General features: G+C 38.1%; 27 protein-coding genes. 14 read left to right on the top strand and 13 right to left on the bottom strand.

Annotated elements, in window-relative coordinates:
* The first annotated feature begins 2 nt into the window (after window positions 1–2).
* Entirely contained in the window at window positions 3–896 is an 894-nt protein-coding gene (locus M1F14_RS17340) for a pirin family protein (RefSeq protein ID WP_042848022.1), read from the top strand.
* Between the two features lie 97 nt (window positions 897–993).
* Here the strand turns inward: M1F14_RS17340 and M1F14_RS17335 are convergent, their stop codons facing one another.
* Window positions 994–1,350, bottom strand: a complete 357-nt coding sequence (locus M1F14_RS17335) for a MerR family transcriptional regulator (protein ID WP_042848020.1) — start codon at window positions 1,348–1,350, stop codon at window positions 994–996.
* A gap of 86 nt (window positions 1,351–1,436) precedes the next feature.
* Between M1F14_RS17335 and M1F14_RS17330 the strand changes: the two genes are divergently transcribed.
* The 3 genes from M1F14_RS17330 (at window position 1,437) to M1F14_RS17320 (ending at window position 3,956) form a co-directional block, all read left to right on the top strand.
* A complete protein-coding gene (locus tag M1F14_RS17330) occupies window positions 1,437–2,219 on the top strand; it encodes an SDR family oxidoreductase (RefSeq protein WP_042848018.1) in 783 nt (260 codons plus the stop codon).
* 698 nt (window positions 2,220–2,917) lie between these two features.
* Window positions 2,918–3,436 carry a hypothetical protein gene (locus M1F14_RS17325; protein ID WP_042848016.1) on the top strand — a complete coding sequence of 173 codons (519 nt, stop codon included), beginning with the start codon at window positions 2,918–2,920 and terminating at the stop codon, window positions 3,434–3,436.
* A 91-nt stretch (window positions 3,437–3,527) separates the two neighbouring features.
* Window positions 3,528–3,956: a molybdopterin-binding protein gene (locus M1F14_RS17320; protein ID WP_042848014.1), complete on the top strand. Its 429-nt coding sequence runs from the start codon at window positions 3,528–3,530 to the stop codon at window positions 3,954–3,956.
* Between the two features lie 67 nt (window positions 3,957–4,023).
* Here the strand turns inward: M1F14_RS17320 and M1F14_RS17315 are convergent, their stop codons facing one another.
* Entirely contained in the window at window positions 4,024–4,464 is a 441-nt protein-coding gene (locus tag M1F14_RS17315) for a hypothetical protein (protein WP_208292081.1), read from the bottom strand.
* A gap of 172 nt (window positions 4,465–4,636) precedes the next feature.
* Between M1F14_RS17315 and M1F14_RS17310 the strand changes: the two genes are divergently transcribed.
* Complete coding sequence (locus tag M1F14_RS17310) at window positions 4,637–5,203, top strand: NAD(P)H-dependent oxidoreductase (protein WP_048606646.1); 567 nt, start codon at window positions 4,637–4,639, stop codon at window positions 5,201–5,203.
* 201 nt (window positions 5,204–5,404) lie between these two features.
* Entirely contained in the window at window positions 5,405–5,695 is a 291-nt protein-coding gene (locus M1F14_RS17305; protein ID WP_042848009.1) for a putative quinol monooxygenase, read from the top strand.
* A gap of 8 nt (window positions 5,696–5,703) precedes the next feature.
* On the opposite strand, the gene M1F14_RS17300 is transcribed toward M1F14_RS17305, so the two are convergent.
* Window positions 5,704–6,285: a TetR/AcrR family transcriptional regulator gene (locus tag M1F14_RS17300; RefSeq protein ID WP_052219432.1), complete on the bottom strand. Its 582-nt coding sequence runs from the start codon at window positions 6,283–6,285 to the stop codon at window positions 5,704–5,706.
* Window positions 6,282–6,818, bottom strand: a complete 537-nt coding sequence (locus M1F14_RS17295; RefSeq protein ID WP_181469190.1) for a dihydrofolate reductase family protein — start codon at window positions 6,816–6,818, stop codon at window positions 6,282–6,284. Before M1F14_RS17295 ends, M1F14_RS17300 begins: the two co-directional genes overlap by 4 nt.
* Before the next feature lie 231 nt (window positions 6,819–7,049).
* Here M1F14_RS17295 and M1F14_RS17290 point away from each other — a divergent pair, with 231 nt between their 5' ends.
* The 6 genes from M1F14_RS17290 (at window position 7,050) to M1F14_RS17265 (ending at window position 13,709) form a co-directional block, all read left to right on the top strand.
* Window positions 7,050–7,316, top strand: a complete 267-nt coding sequence (locus tag M1F14_RS17290; protein ID WP_042848005.1) for a DUF2798 domain-containing protein — start codon at window positions 7,050–7,052, stop codon at window positions 7,314–7,316.
* Between the two features lie 76 nt (window positions 7,317–7,392).
* Window positions 7,393–7,716, top strand: coding sequence for a YnfA family protein (locus M1F14_RS17285; RefSeq protein WP_048606649.1), 324 nt, complete (start codon window positions 7,393–7,395; stop codon window positions 7,714–7,716).
* A 741-nt stretch (window positions 7,717–8,457) separates the two neighbouring features.
* Entirely contained in the window at window positions 8,458–11,505 is a 3,048-nt protein-coding gene (fdnG, locus tag M1F14_RS17280; protein ID WP_181469191.1) for a formate dehydrogenase-N subunit alpha, read from the top strand.
* An 11-nt stretch (window positions 11,506–11,516) separates the two neighbouring features.
* Complete coding sequence (gene fdxH / locus M1F14_RS17275; protein ID WP_164975524.1) at window positions 11,517–12,404, top strand: formate dehydrogenase subunit beta; 888 nt, start codon at window positions 11,517–11,519, stop codon at window positions 12,402–12,404.
* Window positions 12,397–13,053, top strand: a complete 657-nt coding sequence (fdnI, locus tag M1F14_RS17270; RefSeq protein WP_042848077.1) for a formate dehydrogenase-N subunit gamma — start codon at window positions 12,397–12,399, stop codon at window positions 13,051–13,053. Before fdxH ends, fdnI begins: the two co-directional genes overlap by 8 nt.
* A gap of 197 nt (window positions 13,054–13,250) precedes the next feature.
* Window positions 13,251–13,709, top strand: coding sequence for a YbaK/EbsC family protein (locus M1F14_RS17265; RefSeq protein WP_042847995.1), 459 nt, complete (start codon window positions 13,251–13,253; stop codon window positions 13,707–13,709).
* On the opposite strand, the gene M1F14_RS17260 is transcribed toward M1F14_RS17265, so the two are convergent.
* Together M1F14_RS17260 and M1F14_RS17255 are read right to left on the bottom strand one after the other, a co-directional pair.
* The gene (locus tag M1F14_RS17260; protein WP_080750926.1) at window positions 13,710–14,255 is read right to left on the bottom strand and encodes a GNAT family N-acetyltransferase; all 546 of its coding nucleotides are present in this window, start codon (window positions 14,253–14,255) and stop codon (window positions 13,710–13,712) included. It lies immediately after the preceding gene.
* Window positions 14,256–14,257: 2 nt separating this feature from the next.
* Window positions 14,258–14,704, bottom strand: a complete 447-nt coding sequence (locus M1F14_RS17255; protein ID WP_042847992.1) for a GNAT family N-acetyltransferase — start codon at window positions 14,702–14,704, stop codon at window positions 14,258–14,260.
* 224 nt (window positions 14,705–14,928) lie between these two features.
* On the opposite strand from M1F14_RS17255, the gene agp reads away from it, so the two are divergent.
* Both agp and M1F14_RS17245 read left to right on the top strand, forming a co-directional pair.
* Complete coding sequence (gene agp / locus M1F14_RS17250; protein WP_042847990.1) at window positions 14,929–16,182, top strand: bifunctional glucose-1-phosphatase/inositol phosphatase; 1,254 nt, start codon at window positions 14,929–14,931, stop codon at window positions 16,180–16,182.
* Window positions 16,183–16,312: 130 nt separating this feature from the next.
* Window positions 16,313–16,780 carry a GNAT family N-acetyltransferase gene (locus M1F14_RS17245; protein ID WP_042847989.1) on the top strand — a complete coding sequence of 156 codons (468 nt, stop codon included), beginning with the start codon at window positions 16,313–16,315 and terminating at the stop codon, window positions 16,778–16,780.
* 206 nt (window positions 16,781–16,986) lie between these two features.
* On the opposite strand, the gene M1F14_RS17240 is transcribed toward M1F14_RS17245, so the two are convergent.
* The 7 genes from M1F14_RS17240 to M1F14_RS17210 all read right to left on the bottom strand — a co-directional run bounded on the left by M1F14_RS17240 (window position 16,987) and on the right by M1F14_RS17210 (window position 24,039).
* Entirely contained in the window at window positions 16,987–17,424 is a 438-nt protein-coding gene (locus tag M1F14_RS17240; protein WP_181469192.1) for a universal stress protein, read from the bottom strand.
* 218 nt (window positions 17,425–17,642) lie between these two features.
* Window positions 17,643–18,212, bottom strand: a complete 570-nt coding sequence (locus tag M1F14_RS17235; protein WP_042847984.1) for a tetratricopeptide repeat protein — start codon at window positions 18,210–18,212, stop codon at window positions 17,643–17,645.
* A gap of 589 nt (window positions 18,213–18,801) precedes the next feature.
* Window positions 18,802–19,209 carry an acyl-CoA thioesterase gene (locus M1F14_RS17230; protein WP_042847983.1) on the bottom strand — a complete coding sequence of 136 codons (408 nt, stop codon included), beginning with the start codon at window positions 19,207–19,209 and terminating at the stop codon, window positions 18,802–18,804.
* Window positions 19,210–19,411: 202 nt separating this feature from the next.
* Window positions 19,412–19,765 (bottom strand): hypothetical protein, encoded by a 354-nt coding sequence (locus tag M1F14_RS17225; RefSeq protein ID WP_042847982.1) that lies wholly within the window; start codon window positions 19,763–19,765, stop codon window positions 19,412–19,414.
* 106 nt (window positions 19,766–19,871) lie between these two features.
* Window positions 19,872–21,290, bottom strand: coding sequence for an FAD-binding oxidoreductase (locus M1F14_RS17220; protein WP_042847981.1), 1,419 nt, complete (start codon window positions 21,288–21,290; stop codon window positions 19,872–19,874).
* A gap of 274 nt (window positions 21,291–21,564) precedes the next feature.
* Window positions 21,565–22,353, bottom strand: a complete 789-nt coding sequence (locus M1F14_RS17215) for a PhzF family phenazine biosynthesis protein (RefSeq protein WP_042847980.1) — start codon at window positions 22,351–22,353, stop codon at window positions 21,565–21,567.
* Between the two features lie 156 nt (window positions 22,354–22,509).
* Window positions 22,510–24,039, bottom strand: coding sequence for a peptide MFS transporter (locus M1F14_RS17210; RefSeq protein ID WP_042847979.1), 1,530 nt, complete (start codon window positions 24,037–24,039; stop codon window positions 22,510–22,512).
* Between the last annotated feature and the right edge of the window lie 291 nt (window positions 24,040–24,330).

The following is a 24,330-nucleotide window of genomic DNA, read 5'->3' as shown; positions in this document are numbered from 1 at the left end:
TCATGACTATTGAATCCAATGATAAGAAAACAGAATTGCAGTTGATTACAGCACGTTCCAAAGATGTTGGGGGCATCCCTGTCGCTCGGGTTTTACCTACAAGAGAACGTAGGTTAATTGGCGCATGGTGTTTTCTTGATCATGCAGGTCCTACTGTTTTTAAAGGGAATTCCGAAGGAATGAAGGTGGCTCCTCATCCTCATACTGGCTTACAAACTTTCACTTGGATGATAGAAGGGGAAGTATTACACCGCGATAGCTTAGGTTATGAGCAAGTTATTCGGCCGCGGCAAGTTAATTTAATGACAGCAGGATATGGGATCAGCCATTCAGAAGACACTTATGGAGCAAACCATAAACTCCATGCAGTGCAGTTATGGATAGCATTGCCGGAAGCCGTTAAAGATACAATACCTCGTTTTGATCATTATCCTATTTTACCGAATTGGCTTGAAGGGCAAACCCAATTCCACTTGTTAGTGGGTGAATACGGGGCTTATAAAGCGCCGACGTTGAGCTTTTCTCCTTTAGTTGGGGTCGATATTATTGCTCAAAAAAGTGTTGAACATAGCTTAACGTTACAGTCTGAATTTGAATACGGTATTTTTGTTATTGAAGGAGCTGTGATTGTTGATGGGCAACACGTAGGTACGAATCAATTAGTGTATTTAGGCAAAAACAATTCTGAAGTTGTTGTGCGGTTTGCTTCAAATAGCCACATCTTATTACTTGGGGGCGAACCTTTAAATGAAACTATATTAATGTGGTGGAATTTTATTGGGCGTACTAAAGCTGAAATTATCGAGGCTGTTGAGGCGTGGAACCAAGGTCATCCTCGTTTTGGCCAAGTATTTAATGATGATCGCAGCCCAACACCGTCCCCATTAATGCCTTGAACGGTATTTATGTTTCCTAATTGAGTGGATAGATGTTTAATTTAAAAGCACTATCATATTGAGTAAGTTTCGAATTTTTATTCAATCATGGAACTGATTACTTTAACTGTTCTTGATAGTACTTAATTTTATTATTTAAACTATCTAGGTGGTCATTCAATATTAGTATCTGTTGTTCTAGACTCGTATAATGTTCTGTGAGTAAATTCATTCTATCTAACGTTGTGGATGCGCCTATCTCCCTTAATTTCGCGTATTCTTTAATTTTTTTTAAAGGCATCCCTGTTTCCTTTAAACGAATAATAAATTTAATCCATTCAATATCAGTTTCTGAGTAAAATCGATGGTTATTACTTTGCCTTGAAGGTGCCAAGATACCTTCTTTTTCATAATATCTAAGCGTATAAATGCTAAAGCCAGTTAATTGCGAAAATTGGCTAATTGAATAATTCATATGTACCTACTATCGAAAAAAATACTTGACCTAGAGTAAGCTCTATCTTTTAGCCTTTCAATACATTTTGTAAATGAGAGGTCATTATGAAAAATTACCATTATGCTGTTATTACAGGAGCTAGCTCCGGAATAGGGCGAGCTATAGCACTCGCATTTGCTAAACGAGGCTTTAATATTATTGCAATAGCGAGGCGGGGATTTTTGCTTGAAGAGTTAAAAACGGAACTAAAAACGTTACACCCAAACATTGATATAGTCACAAAAATATGTGATTTATCGAGTGTTGAAAATGCGAGTTTACTCTATGGCGAGTTAAGCCCGTTTGACATTGATGTATGGGTAAATAATGCGGGTATTGGTTATTATGGTGAAGCTGCCAAACAATCACTTGAAGATGTAAATACGTTATTAAATTTAAACATTAATACATTAGCAATGCTTTCATTGATGTATGTCCGTGATAACCATAATTTAGAAAATAAGCAGCTCATTAATGTTAGTTCAGCTGGAGGATATACTATCGTACCAACTGCGGTGACGTATTGTGGCTCAAAATTTTTTGTTAGCGCTTTTACAGAAGGGCTTGCCCATGAATTATTAAACGCGGGAGCACAATTAAAAGTCAAGTTATTAGCACCAGCCGCAACAAAAACAGAATTCGGCAAAGTCGCCAATAACCTAGCACATTATGATTATGACCAAGTTTTTGGGACTTATCATTCAAGCAATGAGTTAGCTGATTTTTTTATGCAATTATATGATTCAGAAAATGTTATTGGTTATGTTGATAGAGACAGTTTCAGTTTTAAATTACTTGATAATAGGATGCCTTATGCCAATAACAGCAAATCTAACCAAAAGTTATAGGATTATGAGTATGAATCCTTAAACAAGATAATAATCATTATATGGGTATTAATGGTGGATAATCCCCGATTGTGGCATGAGGTATTCACAGAATATAGCTATTTTCGATATGGTCTAATTACTTGAAAATAGAGATTTTGAATTAGCTAATTGGCTGCTACCTTGTGCCATTTAAGCCAGTATAATTTGGTAATACTATCATGAGTATTATCTATATTGTTTTTTTAATAGTAAATATGGGCATATTGATAAATAATTGGTTTTACCCAACTATTGTTGCACATCTTGGTGGTGTTAATTCAATGTGTTAACTAATTTGAAGTTAAAACGTAGGTGATGGTGCTTCTACATGATGATACTCTTGAGTGAACAACTAATGGTTGTGGGGGGCAGGGAATTTAAACCGGGGCGACCCTTGTACGTGAACTGAATTATTACAGTAGGGTGTTGATGCTATCTGCTCTGATCATATTGATGTAACACCGCTGGATTTTAGCTCAATGACGTAAGTAACTGAGTTTTCCATTAATAAATTACTGGTTAATCAAACAGCTGAACAATTGAACAATTGAACAATTGTCTATTAAAGTGAGCTTGATTTATCTCAGCAGTATATTCTTACAATATGAATGTTTAGCTTAAGGATAATAATGTTTATACTGAGCTAAATTATACACATTGAAGAAATAAGGGATGATATGAAAAGAGTAGGAATTTTGCTCACGGCTTTAGTTGTGTTATCAGGCTGTCAGACTTCTAATTCAACGTTAGTTTACGAATGTAATATTGACCAATCGATTAATCAGATTTCTAGAGATAGAAATGGTTTTTTTGCTTTTCCGACTGCGGCTCCGACAGTTAAAGTGTTTTCTTACAATGGCGCATTCAATATTCGTGATTTTGAAGCCGGTGAATATGCAGGCTATAAACTGGAAAAAAGCCAACAACAACAGCAAATAAAGACCGTTAAAGATTTTAAAGTCATTGTTAATAAAGGTGATTATTACCACGATAGCGGGAAAATTATTGAGATCTTCTCCCCAAAACAAAAAACAATTAGTTTATTTTTAATTGATCAGAAGACAGGGAAAACGGATTCGCTGCAATTTTTAACCGATTGTGAAAAAAAATATATAGAAATAAAAAATCGACCTCAGCATGATGACCATGGTTCTTCCCCTGAATATGATAAAAATGACCCTGTTGTTAATGGCTAAGTGTGATTAAGGCATGAACATGATTGTTTAATTTGTATTAACATACAGATTGAATAGAGTATAAAGCAGCCATTTTCATAGGGGATATATAATGACTATTTCGGCAAGAAACCAACTTTCAGGTGTTGTTGCATCTATTGGTGTTGGTGCTGTCAATGATGAAATTATTTTGGATTTAGCGAGTGGGGAAAGCATTACTGCGGTTATTACTAAAAATAGTACCGCACAGCTAGGTCTAGAAAAAGGGAAACCTGTAATTGCGGTTATTAAAGCGCCTTGGGTCGTCCTTGTTTCTGATGAGAATGAATATAATTTCTCTGCTCGTAACCAATTTAATGGCAGTGTCGAGTCTATTGAAAAGGGCAGTGTGAATTCAGTGGTCAATTTAAGAACAAAAGCAGGTACTTTGTTATCTGCGGTGGTGACAAACAATAGTACCTCTGAGATGGGGTTAATGGTGAATAGCCCTGTGACTGCTATTATTAAAGCATCAAGTATTATTCTTGCAACGAAAAAATAAGTGTTTGATAAACTATTTATCAAAAGATGATTAAGGGGGTAAATAGAAATGATATTTACCGCCTTTTTTATTTAAGGTAAATGCCATCTAATTCCCAGTGATGTGTCAGTTCCCTTATAATGATTAAGAAAGCAGTAAACGAGGTGTCTGTTGGTAAAGTTGTTGAGTTAATAGGGCTACCATTGATGACATTAACCAACTCGTTAAATGCACTTTCAATCTGCTGGGTAGTTAAAAAATATTCTGTATTACCAGTGTGTTGCCAAATGGCCTTTAGTTTATTATCTCTATTAATCAGAACAGGGTTATTTATAGAGAGTTGCTTTCTAGCAGGAATGACCGTGTTTTCAATTAATTCAATGGCTATTTCTGCTTCATAAGGTGTTATTGGTGAGTGTTGAAATTTAAACCCATTAATACTGTCGCTACCAATAGGTAAGGTAATTTTATTGGATAGAAAAGAGAGATTGGTTTCTTGAGGCGTAATTTCTAATTGAACCGCATTCATTATGAAACCCCCAGTGAATACTGTATGTCTAGTTATGCTACACCGATTATTTCAAACTGTAAAAACATTTAAATATTCTAGATAATATATTTGAGCTTAGTCATTTTAGCCAATTAACAGTAAGTTATAATAAAAAATTAGATATTGATATTTTAATAAAAGGATAGATTTTATGGTGACAATTATATATGCACACCCTTGGAAAGGGAGCTTCTGCCAGTTTTTACTTGATAATATAACGAAAGGGTTAACCGAAAAAAAGAAAGATTATCAGGTAATTGACCTGCATAGAGATAAGTTTAACCCTGTGTTAACAGAAGAAGAGCTCGCACTTTATTCCACCGGTAACTATATTGATCCTTTAGTTGGAAAATACCAAGAAATGTTGAAAAATAGCTCACAAGTTATTGTCATATTTCCTGTTTGGTGGATGGGAATGCCTGCAATTTTAAAAGGCTTTTTTGATAAAGTAATGCTTAACGGTTTTGCTTGGTATTATAACGAACAGCAGAAAAAATTATTACCTTTGCTAGACATCCCCAAAACTACTGTTGTCACGACATCAGAAGAAGCCACAAAATTTATTATTAAAGAGGGAGACCCTGTTAGTGATGCTATTTTTCATTGTATGACAGCGGTAGGTTTAAAAAATAGTAAATGGATGAATTGTGACTATGTAACTCAGGGAGGAAATGAACACCGCATGGCGTTTATAAATACAGTATTGAACGAAGTTTAATTATTTTAATATTAAATTTATTTATACTTTAATTCTATATAACGTGATTAAGTCTATTATCACGTTATGTTTTAAGGTTACGCAAATTCTGTAATAAAATAAAATATAATTTTGTTTTATTTGTAATTGTTTATCTTTAAGAATAAATAATGAAATTATGTGATAAATTAATTACTTTATCATTCATGATAGGGCGGTTTTATGTCTGAAGTTAGGATCATTGCAACGGTAATAGCAAAAGAAAACGAAGTTGCTTATGTTAGAGCCGCGGCAGAGTCAATTGTTAAGTCGAGCCATCAGGAAGAAGGTTGCCTTCAATATGAATTGCATCAGCTTCATGACAACTCTAATACATTTGTTTTCTTTGAGGTATGGCAGAGTCAAAAAGCCGTTGATAAGCATAATAATACACCGCACTTTAACGAGTTCATTAGTCAGGTAAAAGATAGGGTCGAACTGTTAGATGTGAAATTGATGAGTAAAATTGCCTAGGAGCACTATTATTTGCTATTTATCTTGAAAAGTAACATTTTAATAGTCTCACTGTAACTAAGTTCAGCAGTGTGGATGGCTTCAGGTGTGAATGAGGGAGCTTGATTTTTAGGGGATACTGATAGCGCTTCTCCATGAGTATAATCTATTAGGATATGCCCCCATTTCGTTGCTTCTATTTGAGATAAACCAAGTTTCATTAATTGTTGGGTGAGTATTTCGGTGATCCTTTTGGCTTGTTCTGGAAAAGCATTTGGGGAACTGAAAATAGCTAAGGTGATTTGCGGATAAAGGGTCACTTTTTGCCTGTAATGCAGTAATAGCGACTCGATTTGTTGGTAAAGGTCAGGCAAGTCAGGCAATTGAATATCTTGATAAAGCCTATTGGCAATAGCTTGTATTAAGGCATCTTTATCTGAAAAGTAATGATAGAGCGCCATCGGGTTGACGTTTATCTTTTTGGCCAGCATGCGCATAGATAGGTTATCAACCTTATTATCATCTAACATTTCAATAGCTTTAGTCACTATCAACTCTAAAGAGATAGTTTGCTGGTTAGCCGGCGGGCGGCCAGGCTTTTTATCTTTCACTTTAAAACCTCATATTTAGATTGCACAAAGCCGGAAGGGAAACTGCGTGTATGCAGGTGGTTGAGTAAAATATCGTGATTGAGGTCTCCAAATAATGGGCGCCCGCTCCCAAGTAGAATGGGGAGTTTAGTTATAATTAGGTCGCTAATCATCCCCTTTTTTAAAAATGATTGAACCACTTGCCCTCCATCGATATAGACGTGTTGGCATCCTTCTAATTCCAGCATTTTCATCACATTTTCAGGGGATTGATCACTAAAACGAACTTTCCCCACTAAATGTTCAGGCACGGCTTGGTTGGTTAATGTAGAAGAAAGTACGACAACCGGAAGATTGTAAACCCAAGGTGTGATATGACTTAGTGTTTCGAAGGTGCCGCTTCCCATCACAATCGCATCTATTTGATTGATAAATTGGTCATAGCCATGATCCTCATTAGAAGTATCAATGCACCCAAGCCAATCTATTTGCCCATCTTTACGTGCGATGTAGCCATCTAAACTAGTGGCAATAAATACATGCCCCGTAATCATATTTGTTCCCCATTGATTAATTATACGGTGTATAATAATTGGTTCTATGGTGCAAGTCTAGTGGGTAAAATGCTTTTTAGGGGATGGGCTAAATTGACAAAATTTTTGCTGCTTATAAAATAGCGGAGATTGGTCATTAGACTCGTAAGCGTTTACGTTAACCAACGCATATAACTTTTGGTCACACGAATAGTTATATGCTTATGTGTGCCAGTAACCTTGGAGTTTTTTATGCCAAATCAAAGTCGTAATTATGTATTAGGTATTCCCAAATTACCTGCTCGTGCGATGATCTTTCTAGTTCCTTTCTTTTTATCCCTTGTAATGAGTGGGATCGTTTCCCTTATTAGTACTGTTAGAGCGCTAGGTTTTACTTCGGAAGTTTTCCCATCTTGGGTTAGCTCTTGGGGGATTTCTTGGATGATTGCCTTTCCAACGGTGTTCTTTGTATTACCTATCGCGAGACGAATCTCATTAATGTTAGTTAAATCCTCCTAAAAGCATGTGTTTTTTTCATACAGTCAGTTGCTATTATAGAAGGCAAATCAGTAGCGCTAATTTTGAATGGGGTCTTATGTCGATAAAAATTATTGGTTTGTTTTTTATCACTGCACTAGCTGAAATTGCAGGCTGTTATTTCCCTTATCTCTGGATGAAAAAACAGGGAGGGCCTTGGCTATTAATCCCTACAGCCTTAAGTTTGATGCTATTTGTCTGGTTATTGACATTACATCCAGAAGCCAGTGGCCGAATTTATGCATCTTACGGTGGGATATATATTGTCACAGCGTTAGTATGGCTAAAAGTTGTCGATGGGGTCGCACTTTTGGTAACTGACTGGGTTGGGGCTTTCGTTGTGCTTATTGGCGCTGGTATCATTATTAGCGGCTGGGAGTAAAAAACAGATTATTATTTAGATAAAGTAATATCCCAAAAGAACGTCATTATTATTTCGCAAGTGAGTTCTCAATGAATTCACTTTTTCCATATTTAAACTATAAGCCTGCAAGAACCATAGATAGCCTAGTGCTGTTACCTCAAAAATACAGATAAGGTTGTCGTAAAACTGAGTTTTATTTTTATCTGGTGGCTTATTTATAAGACGGTTATTTTTTTTGTTTATTATTATTATTTAAGTATCTGTGGTGATGTTCGGTATTTTTTATCATTATTGTTTCATATTAGAACAATTAAATATTGGTTTTGTAAAAAGCTAGACTAAGCTTGAGGGTTTTTTGTAATTAATTGATTTTAAAGCATGTTAAATGATTCCTGCTTATTTTTGTCAATGTTTTTTCCACCAGTTTTATATGGTGATATTTTATTTTTCATGAAATTAAATAAATTTGGTTTTTGATCAGCTGTGATGTATTTCCTGAATTAATTTTCTTCTATTTTTATTTGTATTTTTTAAAATGCCAATGAAATGTATTTAACTAAAATATTTCAAAAAGTAACATTTGATCTAAGTCAATTTAACAATAATTACTCTATTGGTAGTATTTGTAATTGATGTTTAACTACTCAGTTAATATTAATTAAACTTTTATTTTCACTTTCATTGATTTTAGGCAATATCTAATCATATTAGGCTGCTATTCTCTCACCGATTTATACAAAAAATATAAAGAGGTTAGCAATGAACGTTAGTCGCAGAAAGTTTTTTAAAATCTGCGCTGGCGGGATGGCAGGTACAACTGTAGCTGCGTTAGGTTTTATGCCTGGAATGGCAATAGCTAATGTACGTGAATATAAATTACTACGCTCTAAAGAGACGCGTAACACTTGTACTTACTGTTCTGTCGGTTGTGGATTACTAATATATAGCATGGGCGATGGTGCCATGAATGCTAAGTCCGCGATATTCCATGTGGAAGGTGACTCCGACCACCCTGTAAACCGTGGTGCTTTATGCCCTAAAGGGGCTGGCCTGCTTGACTATATCCAGAGCGAAAATCGTTTACGTTATCCTGAATATAGAGCACCAGGCTCTGATAAATGGCAACGCATTAGCTGGGATGATGCTTTCACACGTATTGCCCGTTTAATGAAAGATGACCGCGATGCAAATTTCATTGAGAAAAACGCTGAGGGAACAACCGTAAACCGTTGGTTATCAACAGGGATGCTTTGTGCATCTGCTGCAAGTAACGAAACAGGAATGTTGACCCAAAAATTCGCGAGATCGCTAGGTATGCTGGCGGTTGATAACCAAGCACGTGTCTGACACGGACCAACGGTAGCAAGTCTTGCTCCAACATTTGGTCGCGGTGCGATGACCAACCACTGGGTTGATATCAAAAATGCCGATGTTGTCGTCGTAATGGGCGGTAACGCTGCGGAAGCACACCCTGTTGGGTTCCGCTGGGCAATTGAAGCGAAAAATAATAACAATGCAACACTGATTGTGGTCGACCCGCGTTTTACGCGTACGGCATCAGTGGCAGACCATTATGTTCCGATTCGTTCGGGTACCGATATTACATTCTTATCGGGCGTCTTGTTGTACCTGATTGAAAATAACAAAATAAACGCTGAATACGTTCAAAACTATACTAATGCGTCATTAATTGTTCGAGATGATTTTGACTTTGATGATGGCCTCTTTAGTGGCTATAACGCAGATACACGTAGTTATGATAAAACCAGCTGGAACTACAAATTTGATGAAAATGGTCATGCGTTACGCGATGACACATTACAAGACCCTCGTTGTGTGTGGAATCTGCTTCACAAGCACGTGTCACGCTATACACCTGAAATTGTTGAGCAAATTTGTGGTACATCAAAGGCTGATTTCTTAAAAGTCTGTGAAATCTTAGCAACCACGAGTGCTTCAGATAAAGCAGGGACTTTCTTATACGCCTTAGGTTGGACACAACATACGGTTGGTGCGCAAAATATTCGTACCATGGCAATGATCCAGTTACTACTTGGTAACATGGGGGTTGCTGGCGGTGGTGTTAATGCCTTACGTGGCCACTCAAATATTCAAGGTTTAACTGATCTAGGGTTATTATCGACCAGTCTGCCCGGCTATTTGACGTTGCCTTCAGAAAAACACCTGAATATTGATAGCTATCTGTCTGCTAATACACCAAAAGCAACCTTACCAAATCAAGTTAACTTTTGGAGTAACTACCCGAAATTCTTCGTCAGTTTAATGAAGTCTTTCTATGGTGATTCTGCACAAGCTGACAACCAATGGGGCTATGATTGGTTACCTAAATGGGACCAAGCTTATGATGTAATGAAGTATTTTGACATGATGAGCCGTAATGAGGTCACGGGTTATATTTGTCAAGGATTTAACCCTGTAGCGTCATTCCCAGATAAAAACAAAGTTGTTAGCTGCCTCAGTAAGTTGAAATATTTGATTGTTGTCGACCCGTTAGTCACTGAAACTGCTAATTTCTGGCAAAACCACGGTGAAATGAATGATGTCGATACAGCTTCGATTCAAACTGAAGTTTTCCGTCTACCATCAACGTGTTTTGCAGAAGAAGATGGCTCTATCGCGAACTCTGGTCGTTGGTTGCAATGGCACTGGCAGGCAGCGGATGCTCCAGGTGAAGCGCGTAATGATGGCCAAATCTTGACAGGAATTTTATACAAAATTCGTGAGTTGTATGAAAAAGAAGGCGGTCAAGGCCAAGATCCTCTGATGCAGATGAAATGGAATTATAAACAGCAATTCCACCCTGAATCAGAAGAAGTGGCAAAAGAAAATAACGGAGTTGCACTGGCTGATCTGTACGATGCCGACGGCAATTTACAAGCGAAAAAAGGTGAACTTCTTAGCTCATTTGCCTTATTACGTGCTGACGGTACAACAGCATCTTCTTGCTGGATATACACGGGCAGTTGGACTGAAAAAGGCAACCAGATGGCGAATCGCGACAATAGTGACCCGTCTGGCATTGGTAACACATTAGGTTGGGCATGGGCGTGGCCGTTGAATCGTCGCGTTATTTATAACCGAGCATCTTGTGATACTAAAGGTAAGCCGTGGAATAAAGACCGTGTGCTAATTGAATGGAATGGCAAAAAATGGGTCGGTAATGATATTCCTGACTTTAATGCATCTGCACCAGAAGTCGGAACAGGTCCATTCATTATGCAACCAGAAGGGTTAGGGCGTTTATTTGCTATCGATAAGATGGCAGAAGGGCCATTCCCTGAGCACTATGAGCCTTTTGAAACGCCTCTTGGTACTAACCCATTACACCCGAATGTGGTTTCTAACCCTGCGGCACGGATCTTTGATGAGGACAAAAAACGTCTTGGCGACCACAAAGATTTCCCTTATGTCGGCACCACTTATCGTTTAACAGAGCACTTCCACACATGGACTAAGCATGCTCGCTTGAATGCGATTGCTCAGCCAGAGCAATTTGTTGAAATCAGCGAAACATTAGCGAAAGCCAAAGGAATTGCGTTAGGCGATAAGGTCAAAGTCAGTAGTAAACGTGGTTTTATCAAAGCCGTTGCGGTGGTAACGCCGAGATTACAAACCCTGATGGTGGACGGTAAACCAATTGAAACCGTTGGGTTACCTATTCACTGGGGTTTTGAAGGGGCTACGCAAAAAGGTTTTATCACCAATACGTTGACGCCATCTGTGGGGGACGCTAACTCTCAAACACCTGAGTATAAAGCGTTTTTAGTTAACATTGAGAAGGCGTAAGGGAGGGAACTATGTCCATGCAATCTCAAGACATTATTAAGCGTTCCGCGACCAATAGTATTACGCCTCCACCACAGGCGCGTGACGATAAATTTGAAGTTTGTAAGCTCATTGATGTGTCATCCTGTATAGGCTGTAAAGCTTGTCAGGTGGCATGTTCTGAATGGAATGATATTCGCGATGAAGTCGGGCATTGCGTTGGGGTTTATGATAACCCAACCGATCTTAGTGCAAAATCGTGGACGGTGATGCGTTTTAGTGAAACAAGCGAAAACGGTAAGCTGGAATGGCTAATCCGTAAAGATGGTTGTATGCACTGTGCAGACCCGGGTTGCCTAAAATCGTGCCCATCTGCGGGAGCGATCATTCAGTATTCAAATGGGATTGTTGATTTCCAATCGGAGCACTGTATTGGTTGTGGCTATTGTATTGCGGGTTGTCCTTTTAATGTACCACGCTTAAATCCTAAAGATAATCGTGTGTATAAATGTACTTTATGTGTTGATAGAGTTTCTGTCGGTCAAGAACCCGCTTGTGTGAAAACTTGCCCAACAGGTGCTATTCGCTTTGGTACGAAGAGGGAAATGCTGGAATACGGCGAAGAGCGTGTCACGAAATTAAAAAATCGAGGATATGCGCAAGCGGGGATTTACGATCCTGAAGGCGTGGGGGGAACTCACGTTGTTTATGTTCTTCATCATGCTGATAAACCGCAACTTTATCATGACTTACCGAAAGACCCACAAATTGATACTCCAATCAATCTGTGGCAGAGCGTCTTGAAACCACTTTCTGTTGCGGGCTTTATAGCCACCTTTGCAGGGTTAATTTTCCACTATGTGGGAATTGGACCGAACAAAGAAGTGAGTGATGATGAGGAGAAAGATGACCATGAGTAAAAAAAGCAAAATGATTGTGCGGACAAAGTTTATTGACCGCGCCTGTCACTGGACTGTTGTCATCAGCTTCTTTTTGGTTGCTTTGTCTGGTATCGCCTTATTTTTCCCAACACTGAAATGGTTGACGGAAACCTTTGGTACTCCACAAATGGGAAGAATTTTACACCCATTCTTTGGTGTACTGATATTCGTCGTATTGATGTTCATGTTTGTTCGTTTTGTGAAACACAATATTCCGGATAAGAAAGACCTTCCATGGATTAAAAATATTGTTGAAGTTCTCAAAGGTAATGAACATGAGGTGGCGGATGTAGGTAAGTATAATGCGGGGCAAAAAATGATGTTCTGGAGTATCATGAGTATGATTTTCGTACTACTGATCACTGGGATTATCATGTGGCGTCCTTATTTTGCTCATCTATTTCCTATGTGGATGGTTCGTTGGAGTATTTTGATCCACGCACTTTCCGCTATTATTCTAATCCACGCGATTCTAATCCATATGTATATGGCATTTTGGGTGAAAGGCTCAATTAATGGCATGATAGAAGGTAAGGTTAGCCGCCGCTGGGCGAGAAAACACCACCCTCGCTGGTATCGTGATGTTGAGGCGAAAGAAGCCAAAGCTGAAGCTGAAGGCAAAAAGTAATTTATTGTTAGATTAAGTCACATCAAGCCATCACTTTGTTTATACATTGTGGTGGCTTTTTTATTGGTTTTACCATGTTATTTATAGTTAAAATTAAATTCATGTAAAACCATTAGGTTGCAAGATGGCAAAATTTTAGTAAGGTAAAAATCGTCATATGACAAAGTGACTTGCCACCAATGATAACGAGAAAATATATGAGTATACAATCTGTTAGGGCATTTTTAGCGCAACATGCCCCCGATATTGACATTATAGAAACTGACACCCCAACAGCAACAGTGCAACAAGCGGCAATAGTACATAATGTTGAAGCAAACCAAATCGCAAAAACACTGTCACTTAAACTTAAAAATGAGGTCGTTTTAGTCGTGTGTGCAGGGGAAGCGCGGCTTGATAACCAAAAAGTAAAACAAGTATTGGGGGCAAAAGCGAGAATGTTACGAGCGGATGAGGTTGTAGACTCCACAAGCCATCCGGTTGGCGGTGTTTGCCCGTTTGGCTTGCCCCGAGACCTAGTTATTTACTGTGATATTTCACTACAACAATATAGCGAAGTGCTACCCGCTGCAGGGTCAGTGAATAGTGCTATACGTATTTCACCAACTCGTCTGTTAGAACTTGTCAAAGCATCATGGGTTGATATTTGCCAGTAATCAATCGTGAGCTGTTATGCGGTAAAGTACATGTTCTTGTAGCCAATGGCCATCAGGTAAGGCTGGGTGATAAAAATTATTTGGTTGTTTTATCATGCCTAGTCTTTTCATTACCAATTCTGATGGTGTATTAGGTACCGCAGTAAATGCAACTAGTTCGGCAATCTGTAATTGTTCGAAAGCTAATTGGATCACCGCTTTTGCCCCTTCAGTTGCCAAGCCTTGATGCCAGAATTCAGGTAATAAACGCCAGCCTATCTCAATACAGGGAGAAAAAGGCAATGTTTTAGCCGGGGTGTTTAAACCAATAAACCCAATGAATTCATTGGTAGACTTCAATTCAACAGCCCATAACCCCCAGCCCCCTTGTTGGGAAAACTTATCGATGATTGTGGCCAGCATTTCGGTACTTTGCTGCTCGCTTAGCACTGAAGGGAAATAACGCATCACCTCTGGGTGGCTGTTCATCAGTGTAAATGGCAGTTTATCTTTTTCTTGCCACATTCTTAGGAGTAAGCGAGGGGTTTCTAACTCAATAATTTTCATGGTTATTGTGCCACAGGGTTAAGGCGCATATGTAGAATAGGATATGGGTTTCCCTCTCCATCTAATTCAGAACGAGCGTATTGTGTAAAACCCATATGCTGATAAAAACCAATGGCTTGAGGGTTTTGTTCGTTAACGTCTAGCTCTGTAATACCCAGAGTGTCAATTGCATATTGCAGTAGCTTTTTCCCCGTACCTTGGCCTCTGTTTTCTGGCGAAATAAACAGCATTTCGAGACGATGCTCATCACAGCCCAGAAAACCAATCATATTGCCTAGGTCATCAAATGTGACAAATACAGCTAAATTAGGTAAGTAAATGTCTTTAATTGCCACTTTTAATTCAGCAATTTTTTCTTCGGGTAAAAAGTGATGTGTGGCTCTAACAGATGACTCCCAAACACGAATAATTTCATTATCGTGTGCACGTGTGGCGGTTTGGACTATCATTATATTTACTCCTTATGTTTATGGGGTGATCTTAATTATCCAATATGGTATGTCAATGACCTTTTTAATTTTGGTTAAGGTTGTTTTTGAGATATTTATCGCAGAAAAAAAAGCTAACTAATTCATTATTAGATGAGTCGTAATATTGGGCGTGAAGTCTGGGCGTCTGACTTTTTTATAGGGTACTTTTTCATTTTTTTGATTGGATCTTAGGGGTATATTTAATGAAATATAAATTGCTAACATTCTGTTTATCTGCTGCATTATTCACACCTATCGCGCCAGCGCTAGCCAATACAGACAACCAAACTGATATGGTTTTAGACCAAGTTTTAGTGCTTAGTCGTCATAACTTACGAACACCAATTGTTAACACAGGCGTTCTTACTGAGATTACCGATAAAAAATGGCCTGCTTGGGATGCACATAGTGGTTATCTCACCACCAAAGGTGGGGCTTTAGAAGTGTATATGGGGCATTATTTTCGGGAATGGATAGACCAAAACAAATTATTAGCGGATGAGCTATGCCCAACCAGCAGTGAGGATATTTACCTTTATACTAACAGCCTACAAAGAACCATAGCGACAGCCCAATTTTTCGCTGCGGGTGCTTTCCCCGGTTGTAAAGTGAATATCCACCACCAACCTGAAATTGGTAAAATGGACCCCGTATTTAACCCTATTATTACCAACGGAAGCCCAGAGTTCAAACAAAAAGCACTCTCAGCAATGGATGATTATTTAAATGGTTTATCGCTGAAAGCCGGCTATGAAGAGCTTGATACCGTTTTGAACATTAAAGATTCCCAGAAATGTAAAACGGATAAATTATGTAATTTAAATAGCCAGAAAAATAGTTTTATTATTGAAGAAAATAAAGAGCCTGGGGTTAGCGGTCCATTAAAAATGGCCAATTCAGCTGTAGATGCTATCGACCTGCAATATTATGAAGGTTTCCCTGCTGATGAAGTCGCTTGGGGCATGGTCAATTCGCCAGAAAAATGGCAAAAATTAAACACATTAAAAAATGCTTATCAAGAGACGCTGTTTACACCAAAATTGATTGCTAAGAATGTTGCACACCCAATATTAAATTACATTGATAAAGGTTTTGTGTCAGTTGATAAGGGCGAAACTGCAAAATTTATTTTCTTAGTCGGCCACGATTCAAATATTGCGTCGTTGATGTCAGCGATGGATTTTAAACCTTATCAATTACCTCAGCAGTATGAACATACGCCGATTGGTGGGAAATTAGTCTTTCAGCGTTGGACTGATAAACAGGCTAATAAAGATTTTATGAAAGTAGAATATGTTTATCAAACGGCTGATCAACTAAGAGATAATGCTTACTTGTCTCTGCAAACACCACCACAACATGTCACGTTGGAGCTAAAAGGTTGCCCTATTGATAAAAATGGATATTGCTCATGGGAAGACTTCCAAAAAGTCATGGCAATGGCACTAGAGCAATAATGGGTTAATTGCTATGCTAATAGCCCATTCTATTGAGTGGGCTATTGTTTTAATATGATATTTAAATTATGTTCAAAACCGCTAATCAATTTTTCGCTGACTGTATAATATGAGTAATAACTAGGTAACTATGTTGATAGAGTTTCGTAAGTTAAGTCAAATCTGCACCGCAGATATTATTGCATTGAATACCCATCCATTAGTTTTAAAACATATGCCACTGGGTAATAACCAATTTGATGAGGCATTTTGTCGCGATTGGGTTGCTGGCAAAGAGCAACATTGGGGTCAACATGGCTATGGTGTGTGGGCAATCATGATTGATGAGCAATTTGCAGGGTGGGGTGGTTTACAAAATGAAGCCGGTGATGCGGATTTGGCTTTAGTGTTACATCCTGATTTCTGGGGAGCAGGGAAATGCTTGGTGGAGCGCATGATAAATAAAGCATTTACGTCACTTAATGTTGACTCTGTAACGATCCACTTACCTTTAACTCGCTTGAAATTATCAGCAATTTTGCGCTATGGTTTTGTTGAAGAGGCACTCGTAGATTTTGATGGGGTACCCTTCAAGCGTTTTCGCTTAAATAAAAGCTAAGTAAATGACATAAAAAAATCCCTGCTATAAAAGCAGGGAGTGAAAAAAAATCACGAAAATGTTTATGAGCCTTTAATGTACCCTAAATAGGTCTTAAATAGTCTGATAAAGTGTATGCCTTTATTGTTTTTTGTAACAATCATTAAAGCTAAACTTTTCATTTGTAAAATGAGCTGACCTAGCTATATATATATTATTAGTCTTTATTATCGGACGACTAATACGCTTGTCTTAGCATAACGCACTACAGATGCGGCATTAGAGCCTAATAAGTAGGTTGACATACTCGGACGACGTGAGCCGAGTAAAATAATATCAGCGTTGATATCTTCAGCAACGGCAATAATTTCATCTTTAACAGAGCCAATAGTCGCTTTTGCATGCACTTTATCTGCAGGAACCGAGAACAATTTAATTTTTTCTTTCAATTCAGCAAGGGTAAGCTCAGCTTGTTTTGCATCATCTGGAAAATCACCTGGTAAAATGGTGCCACCATAACGTAAATAGTTAGAGATTGGTGCAGTTACAGCAAGAAAGTGTACCGTCGCATTATTTAATTTCTGTAGCGAATTAACATGGGGTACTAATAGGTTGGTGAGTGCGTCTTCGGTTACATCGATCGGAACTAAAATTGTATTGTACATATATTCTCCTTTTTTCTTTTATATTATAAGTTTAGAACATTATCATATATTTTGATATTGATTATCCATAAATTAATAATAACGAATTTTAAAGTTAAAGGTTGTGAGCAAGTAGTCGCAATACATTTTTTATGGGGAAAAGAAAAAGGAAAAGGCTCGGCACCCTCATTTTGAGTATTGAGTTTGCCAAGCCAGAGGGAGTTCGTGAACAGTATAAATTATTTCTTGTTACAGGCTTCTTTCAACCCTGCTTTACAAGCTTGTGCTAGATAATCCGCGGCGGCTTTTTCATCTATCTCAGTGCCTTCACCATTGTTTAGCATTTTACCAATTTGGTATTGGGCAGGTGGGAACTTTTTATCAGCCGATTTTTTAAACCATTCAAAGGCGGTAATATAGTTTTGCTTTACACCAATACCTTGGTAGTAAAATTGCCCCATATAATTTTGAGCTTCAACGTTACCTTTATTAGCTGATTTTTCAAATAAATCCATCGCTGTTTCAAGGTTTTCCTCAACGCCGTTTCCATTTAAATACATATCGCCCAAAAATAGTTGTGCGTCAGAGTTACCTTTATTTGATGCCATAGTTAGCCATTTTTTGGCTTTTCCATAATCTTGTTTGAGTTCATTACCAAGGTAATAGCCGATGCCAAGCATAACTTGTGCTTTAATATCGCCTTTTTGAGCTTCTTGCTCAATTCTTTTAATTGTCTCTTTAGGGACCGCAGCGACGCTATGGTTTATGGAGAAGGTAAATAAAAGAATAAGTGAGAGAATTCTAAGCATAATTTTATATCTTATATGTGTAATGTTCATTTTTATTATCAAAAAGCGATGGTAATCTGTATCTTTTATTGCTGAAAGTTAACAATGCGAAACATCTTTTTAAAGAAAAACCTAGGCTACTACCAATAATACAATAAAGTTAAACTCAATGGATATACGCATTTTTTTAGGTAATGAATATCTCTGGATACTCTACGACTATAACTAAAAAATATCAATATCTAATGGTAATTACAACTTATTAGAGTATAAAAACAAGGTCTTTTAGTAACGTGATGTGTTTATTGTAACAAGATACTAATAATAATTAAATTGTCTTAATAAGTATGTTTTGACTTAGATGCTAGTAATATATTATATATATTAGAAGTGGGGAAAGAGGTTAAGTTTATTAAACATATTTAGATTATTATGCCAGAAAGCTGTTATTTTTAACTTAAAAATAGACACTGACAATAATTAAAAGTATTCGAAAGTAATTAACACATAATGAGTGACATATGCGGTATTAAAAAGGCGTAAATAAAAGTAGGTACATCTACGCCTTTTAGCGAAAGAAAAACAAGCCTTTCTTCACGAGGTTAAAAGGTTATTCCCCAAATAGTGGGGTAGGCTTACCGTTGTCATCAATAGCGACGAAATTAAACTGGCCATGGATCACTTCTTCACGACCTTCAGAATACATATCTTCTAAAAAGATAGAGACATTGACTGTTAGACTGGTTCTACCAACTCGAATGACTTTTCCAACGAGTTCTACAATGGTTCCCGAAGGAATTGGATGGGTAAAGTTGATTTTTTCTGTTGAAACAGTGACAAGGCGTTTACGACTAAAACGCGTAGCAGTAATAAAGGAAACTTCATCCATCCAAGCGAGTGCAGTACCACCAAACAAAGTACTATGGTGGTTAGTGGTGGTTGGGAACACGACTTTAGAGACGCGGGAAATTGATTGTTCAATTTTTTGTGCGATGACATCATCAGCAATGGAACTCATGGTTCAGCCTTACAGTTGTTACTTAGTGTATAAATAATGTTAAAAGGTAAGTGTAATACTCATTACAAATAAATTCATCTGTAAATGTGAGGTGAATCGTTCCAGTGACGGTTTTTTTGTTAATGAGAAAAATAATAAGGAAATCTTAAAGACCTATTATTTTATTAATATGTCTTCAAGATTATTGTGAGGTGGGTAACCTCTAATTATCTGAATATTCGGCACTCATACGAATAGCCTTTGCTTTATCCCCGCTTTTGACACAGGAAACAAGAAAAGCTTTCGATTCAGACCAAATGGTGGCTGAAAATTCGCCATCAATATCTTTTTCGATGGTAACTGGGTATGTTTTTACACCGTCGAGCCACTCTATCAGCCCTGATTTGCAGGTAGGAAAGTCATCTTTTGCGATTGAACCATCTAAAGAAGGTACCAATATAGACGGTTTATTATTTGCAGCAATCAGACTTTCTAGCTGTTCAACCGTATAATTTTTCTCACTAAATGCGACAGTACTGACCAGTGCAATAGCTATCCCTAATATTAACTTATTCATAATCACTCCATTTGAATTAAGTCTAGAATGTTAGTGAATAGAATTAGAATAGGCAACAAGAAAACCCTTAGAAAATATAAGGGTTTTCTTGGGGGATAATTAAATATTAGCTAAATCTGTACAGGCTAAATGGCTTAACATCTAACATAGGTTCTTTGCCGAGTAACAGGTCGGCTGTGATTTCTGACGAAACTGGGCTTTCTGTCATACCCCAGCCTGTTGCAGTATTAATTACCAGACCTGGGTACTCTTTGACTTGAGAAATGATAGGGTGCTCATCCGGCGCGATAGCCATTGCACCACTCCATTGGTCAATAAGTTTAGAATCTTTAAAGGCTGGGAATTCAGTTTTTAGTTTCTCAAATGAAGCATTTAATTCTGGTAAGTCTGGTAATGCAGTCATATTTCTGTGTTTTTCGAATGGTGAAACTTCATCCAATCTCCAGCTTGTTGGCTCTGTGAATGAATTAATCAATTGTTCATTCAAGGAAATATGAACAGGGAAATCAGGCATAGATAACAGAGGGATATATTTATAACCGTACACGAAAGAATCTTTAACAACAGGGGCAACGATCACTCGAGGTGACGTTGCGTAGGTGCCATCGGCTTGTTCACGGAAGAAAATATTACCCGGTAAAGCGACGTTACCACCAGGAGCCGTTGCGGAGCCAGAGATCAACTGCTGTGATTGATATGCAGGTAGGGTTGGGACATCAACACCTAGATTTTGCATAAATAGTCTAGACCAAACTCCGCCAGCAACAACAACACGGGAAGTTTTGATTGCCCCTTTTTCAGTCACAACATCAGAAATGACCCCAGCTTGCGTTTCTAAGCCACGCGCTGCACAGTTGGTGTAAATTTTAACCCCAATCTTTTTCGCATAATCAGCCATAACAAAAGCGGCTATTTCTGCATCTAGGCTACCAGAGTCTTCTTCAAAGCCAGCTATTTTCCAGTCTGATTGTGCGCCTTTCAAACGTTGATTTAACTCAGCGCCTTCAATGATACGTGTTTTGAAAGGAATATCTGAACCAACGTTTTTATTTCTACTGTCGATCCACTCTCTGACGTTAACTAAGTCTTCTTCATCGAGGGGAACTTCAACGCGACCTTGTGTGCGATAGCTGGTATCTGCGCCGACTTTAGCATTCATTTCTCTCCAACGTTGTTTAGCAATGTGATGGAGTAAGAATGTTTCATCAGGCATTTTATAGGTAATCACTTGGCCGTAGAAGCGTGAAGACTGCTCCCCAGCGATATTCCCTTTTTCAACTACCACAACATTTAAACCGCGCTCAACAAGGTTTATGGCGGTCATAATTCCTAGAATTCCAGCACCAATAACAACTACGTCAGCCTGCTGCGGTAACGCGCCTTCTGTTCCTTCTACAAAACCATATCTTGGTTTACCGGGAACAAACCTACCCTCACGAGTTAACATTGGAGTTAAAATTCCAGCACCAGCAGCAACGGTAACAACTGCACCACCGATAAGAAATTTTCTTCTAGTAATAGCCATCTTATTGAGTTCCTTGTATTGAATGAGTTTTAACAATTAATCAATGCTTCAATTAGTAATACTTATAATTGTAATTATATTTTTAATAATAATTATAAGTGTAAACTAATTTAATGAATAATTAAAACTATTAATTAAATGTTAAAAAAAATATTTAATTGTTTATTGCAAGGAGGTGGGGAGCCGATACTTTGTACGTCCATTGAGGATGTTATCGGCGAGTTGATTGGATAAAAGGAAAAATAAAATGATTTTTAATTTGTTGATTTATAGGTTAAATATGGATTTTTCCTGTTAGGAATAAAGTGGCTTTACCTGTTAATCTCACGCGATTAGCCGTGAGTTCACAAAGCATAACACCACCTCGCGCTGAAAGTTGTTTACCAACTAACTGCAATTTATTTAACCGATTAGCCCACAATGGTGCTATTGCACAATGTGAGGTACCCGTTACTGGGTCCTCATTGACCCCTTTTGCAGGAGCAAAATAACGAGAAACGAAGTCATAACCCTGTTCAGCACTTTTAGCTGTAATAACTAATCCAGGTAGTGGAAGCTGCGATAATTTGAACAAATTAGGTTGGCAGGATTGGACTTGTTCTTCGTTTTCAAGGAAACATAAGTAACGGTCTTTTGCTATCCAAAGCTCTTGAAGTTCCACACCAAGGATCTCCTCTAATTGAGGATATTGCGTAGGTTCACTTTGCATGGAATTTAGGGCTGGGAAATCGAGGGTAAATCCTCGAGAGCTTGGTGTGATAGTTAATTCCCCTGAAAGAGACGTCAATGTGAGAGGGTTATTATTTTGTTTTAATACCTCGTTAAGTACAAAAGCGGCGGCCAATGTTGCATGACCACATAATTTAACTTCAACTTTTGGTGTAAACCAGCGGATATGGTGCCCGACTAAAAAAGCGGTTTCTGATAAATTAATTTCGGCTGCAATTGCAATTAACTTTTCATCAGGTAACCAGTCATCAAGTAAAACAATAGCGGCGGGGTTACCGTGAAAAAGTGTATCAGTAAAGGCATCAACATAATAAATTGGTAATGAAAGGCTCATTTTAGGCTTCCCTAATGGGCGAAAAGAGGATGAAAGAAGGGCAGTATAGCGTCTATTTTATTAAAAAATAATAAGCTAATTATGGTGAATGGTATTATAACGTGAGAAACCCGTTAGCTCTGTTAGCTAACGGGATTTGGTGATTAATACTTGTGATTAAGCATTAGCTTCGTTTTTATCGGCATTTTTCAACATTTTTCTGACAGGGATAATCAGTGCAGCTAAAACAATGGCACAGATCACCAGCGCAATAGAAACATGAGAGAATAACTCAGGCATAGAATCTAATTGGTCTTTGCGGATATTACCGCCCATGATACCAGCGGCAAGGTTACCTAATGCACTAGCACAGAACCATAAGCCCATGACTTGCCCACGCATTTTTTGTGGCGCTAATAGTGTCATTGTCGCAAGCCCAATAGGGCTTAAGCATAATTCGCCCAATGTAAGCAGTAAAATGCTCGCTACTAACCAAAATGGGGATACACCGCTTTGAGTGGCGAGAACTTGGTTTGCTGCTACCATCATGATAGCAAAGCCAGCAGCAGCAAATAAAATACCAATCACAAATTTAGTCATGCTGCTTGGGTTCATGTTGCGTTTAGCTAACGAAGGCCAAAACCAACTAAATACCGGTGCTAACAGAATGATAAATAACGCGTTAATTGATTGGAACCAAATAGTAGGGATTTCGAAACTGCCCATTTGGCGGTCAGTATAGTCACGAGCAAAAATATTAAAAGAGGTTGGTTTTTGCTCAAATGCTGACCAGAAGAAGGCCGCTGCGACCAGTAAAATTAAACAGGCAATTAGGCGAGAACGTTCGCTGCTGTTTAAGCCCCCAAAGAAAAACATAAATAAGAAATAGAGACCCACACAAGCGGAAATTACATAAGCCGAGCTTTTGGCTATCATTGAAGCATTAAATGGGATCGTTCCGTTGTCGATTAATACGACAAGAATAGCTAACAGCACCATCGATAATGTAACCCACTTACCGACATTTTTGCGTTGAACAGTAGGGCGGTTCCATGTGGAATCGAGGCCGACTTCTTTATCATAACGGCGCATTTGTGGAATAGCGTAGAAGCGGAAGATAAGCAAAGCAATTAACATACCTACGCCACCAAGGCCAAAACCTATGTGCCAGCCATACTTTTCATGCAATGGGCCTATGATTAATGGGGCTATGAATGAACCCATGTTAATCCCCATATAAAATAGAGAGAAACCGCCATCACGGCGTGTATCTTCTTTCTTATATAAGGTACCGACCATAACGGTAATACAGGTTTTAAATAACCCGGTTCCCAAGACAATCAGTAATAAGCCTACGAAAAAGAAAGTATTGGTTAAAAAGGCGGACATTGCGATGGATAAGTGCCCAAATGCAATAATTAATGAGCCATACCATACCGCACGACGTTGCCCTAGCCAGTTATCAGCTAACCAGCCACCGGGTAATGACGTGATGTATACACCGCCAGCAAAAATCCCGACGATAGCGGAAGCTTGTTCAATGGGTAATTCCATTCCGCCTTGTAATAATGCCGCACTCATAAACAGGATAAGTAACGGACGAACACCATAAAAAGAAAAGCGTTCCCACATTTCTGTGAGGAAAAGTGAACTCAATGGGTATGGATGCCCAAAAAAAGTTTTTGTTTTAGTCGCAGAATTATTCATCTGTGAACTCCCATAAATTATCTCTTGAGAGGTTGTGCATGATTTAAAACACCAAGCCGAGCGCTTGAGTGTCAATTATTATTGATATGTTAACTTTCAGTTCGGAAACATATTTTTAACATACATTATTATAGAATCGCCTATATACAGAATGAATTTATAGTAAAAGGCTATATTTTAAGGTGAAAATTCGATATAACTCTCATTTTTCACGATAAGGTAGGGGAAGATACAGGATTTTTGTTGACAATAAAAGAAAGATTTTTGAATCGATTAAGTTGTTTAAAAACA

Origin of the sequence: Providencia sp. PROV003 (assembly GCF_045040775.1) — a bacterium.
Lineage (GTDB): Bacteria > Pseudomonadota > Gammaproteobacteria > Enterobacterales > Enterobacteriaceae > Providencia > Providencia huashanensis.
This window is presented reverse-complemented; position numbering and strand designations above follow the sequence as displayed.